This is a genomic window from Neorhizobium sp. BETTINA12A (genome assembly GCF_023006485.1).
Lineage (GTDB): Bacteria > Pseudomonadota > Alphaproteobacteria > Rhizobiales > Rhizobiaceae > Neorhizobium.
In genome coordinates this window covers 1-2,831 of the sequence record NZ_JALBGW010000290.1, presented here as the reverse complement: position 1 = coordinate 2,831, position 2,831 = coordinate 1, and the positions used below count along the sequence as shown (strand labels likewise).

Genomic DNA, 2,831 nt, shown 5'->3' with positions numbered 1-2,831 from the left:
CGGATGGCGCGCGCGAGGAGCTCGAGCCGCCGGACCTCCTGCCGGTCCAGGGCGGTGGGCAGGGCGATGTCCAGCGGCTCGGTATCGGTCAGCTCCAGCTCAAAGAACCAGATCGTGTCCCGCTCCGCTAGGTCTTCGGTCAGCACAAGGACGTCGTTGTCGCCGGCCTTCAGCGCCAGGACGATCTCGGTCTCGCTCTCGACGTTGCGCCGAAAAGGCTCGAACCGCACCTGTTCCTCGCCATTCACCCAGATCCGCACGCCGCCGCAGGTTCGCAGCCGCATCGGGACGTGGCGGATAGCCTCGGCGCGGAAACTACCGCGCAGCCAGCGGCCGACATGGGTGGGCACGTGCCAGAAGCCGGTGAACTCGACGCGGCGGTTCGGTCCCGGCAGGTTCAGGGAAGCCGGCTTCCAGTCGTGCTCGGCACGGATTTCCCGTCCGATCATCTGCGCCTGGAAGGCCTTCCTGCAAGGCAGGTCGCCGACATCGACGAAGCCGTTGATGAAGCGATAATTGACGCGATCTTCCGCGGGCGCCGGCTCACCTGGAAAATACACCTGGCGCAAATCCGAGACGACCCACGCGGTGAAGGTTTCGCCGGGGGCGACATGATAGCTGGCACCGCCGGAACGGCCTGCGGCTGCAGGTGAGTGCTCCATGACTGCCTCCCTCAGATCATGAAAATCTTTTCATAAATTTAAACTCGCACGTCAGCTTTGTGAGCAGTTTCGAATTTAGGGCGACAAGACAGCTTGACGTTTGGATTGTCAAGCTTCAAAAAGGAGAAATTCGAAGGAAAACCCAAAAGGAAACCTTCCGAATTATGAAAACATTTTCATTGGGAGGATGAAAAATGCAGAGACTTCTATCCGGGATAAGTGCGTTCGTATTCTCGGCCTTCGCTCTTTCGGGCGCGGCCATGGCGGACGCCAAGACCATTACTTTCCTGTTCACCGACGACGACCAGGGTTATGTCGAGCGCATGGCCGCCTTGAGCAAGGAATTCGAGGCGTCACATCCCGACGTCAAGATTAATTTCGTATCGTCCGGCTATGACGCGGTGGTGAAGCAGCTGCCGGTCCAGCTGGCGGCGGGCAAAGGACCGGATCTCGCCAAGATCACCGATTGGCAACTCGCGCCCTATTATCTCGACATGCGCTCCTACATGAAGGACCCGGACGCCTTCGCCAAACTCCACGGGGACAGCCTCAACCAACTCCGCCTGCCCAATATCAACGATCCGAAGTCGATCAACGGCTACGTCGCGTCCCAGACGCTGAACCTGCCGTTCGTCAACAAGACTTTGTTCGAGCAGGCCGGCGAACCACTGCCCGGCCCGAAGGCGACGCTCAAGGAGATCGTGGAAGCCTCCGCCCGCGTCGCAAAGGCGACGGGTGCCCAGATCCCCTTCACTATGGACCGGTCGGGCCACCGTTTTTCCGGTGGTGCCTATTCCTACGGTTCGGTCTATGTGAAGGACGGCAAGTTCAACTTCCCGGATGCAGGCGCGCGCAAATATATCGCCGACCTCTATTCCTGGACCCAGAACGGCAGTTTCCCGAAGGAAATGTGGGGCGCGGCCGGCGGCTCGCAGTACAAGAACATGGGCGACGAGTTCGTCAACGGCAATGTCGTCACCTATCTCGCCGGCAACTGGATGGTGAACCCCTTCCAGAAGAAGATCGGCAACGCCTTCCAGTGGACGGCCATCAATGCACCCTGCGGCGATGCGGGTTGCTATGCGATGCCGGGCGCGACCGCGATCGTCGGCTTCAAACGCACCGAACATCCCGAAGCGGTAGCGCAGTTCATCGAATTTCTCGGCTCCGAGAAGGTGCAGCGCGAAATCGCCGAGAGCTATGTCATCCTGACGGGAGCGGACATCAAGAACCCGCAATACAAGATCTCCAGCGACGACGCCAAGGCATCCATGGCGGTGTTTCTGGACAATAAGAAGAACGTTCCGCAGGCCGCGCGCGATTTCGAACGCATGAAGGGCGGGACGGCGATCTACCAGCAGATCGTCCAGCGCATGAGCCAGCTCATCGTTGGCGAATTGAGCCTCGAGGAAACCTACAAGAACCTCGAGGCCGACGCCGGCAAGATCAACGAGGCGCTGGCGGCAAAGTGACGATCAGGCATGCCGGGTGGCGACGCAGCCCGGCATGCCTTACCGAAGACCTGAGGTAAGAACTGCTGCGATCGGGTGACAGGTGCTCGGCTGCCTGTCTCTCAGACCGGCAGCTAAAGGCCCGCCCCGGTATCAATTTCCAAGGGCCACGCGCCAGCCGCCCTCAGGCCGGCTCACCCGGCTGCGGCACCGACAGTGGTCATGCCGACCACCAGCAAAGCCATGATGATCAGCAGCCAACGCGCCTGATACACGCTCTCTTCCATCTCAACCTCCTTTTGAAACGGCCGCGATTGCGACCCAAGTTCCGCGTTCGCGGCCTTTTCCCCGTCGCACCGGACCTTGGTCGATCTCGCCCATGGTCAAAGGTCCAAGCCTGGATGGGACTGAAGCCCCAAGGCGGGAACATGCGCCGCCGGAAGCCAGTTTTCTCCACAGCTTCGGGAACGCGGTCGCGGTCGGAAGCATGTGGAAACTCAAGGAGATAAAAACATGAACATGATCACACGCGCGGCCTTTGCCGCGGCCCTTCTTGCGGGCACAACCCTGTCCGCATTCGCGCAAACCAGCAGCACCGTCGGAACCGGCGGAACGAGCGCCGGCGGCGGAACGTCCAGCAGCACGGTTGGCACCGGCGGCAGTTCTGCCGGAGGAACGAATTGCGCGCCCGGCACCACCAATTGCAACTCTGGTTCCG

1 protein-coding gene and 2 pseudogenes are annotated in these 2,831 nt (G+C 60.8%); 1 reads left to right on the top strand and 2 read right to left on the bottom strand.

What is annotated here, in order from left to right; all coding sequences use genetic code 11:
- Nucleotides 1–662: pseudogene (locus MOV61_RS29400) on the bottom strand (hypothetical protein); the annotation flags it as partial.
- A 194-nt stretch (nucleotides 663–856) separates the two neighbouring features.
- On the opposite strand from MOV61_RS29400, the gene MOV61_RS29395 reads away from it, so the two are divergent.
- Nucleotides 857–2,134: an ABC transporter substrate-binding protein gene (locus MOV61_RS29395; RefSeq protein ID WP_247139113.1), complete on the top strand. Its 1,278-nt coding sequence runs from the start codon at nucleotides 857–859 to the stop codon at nucleotides 2,132–2,134.
- A 476-nt stretch (nucleotides 2,135–2,610) separates the two neighbouring features.
- On the opposite strand, the pseudogene MOV61_RS30625 reads toward MOV61_RS29395, so the two are convergent.
- Nucleotides 2,611–2,831: pseudogene (locus MOV61_RS30625) on the bottom strand (hypothetical protein); the annotation flags it as partial.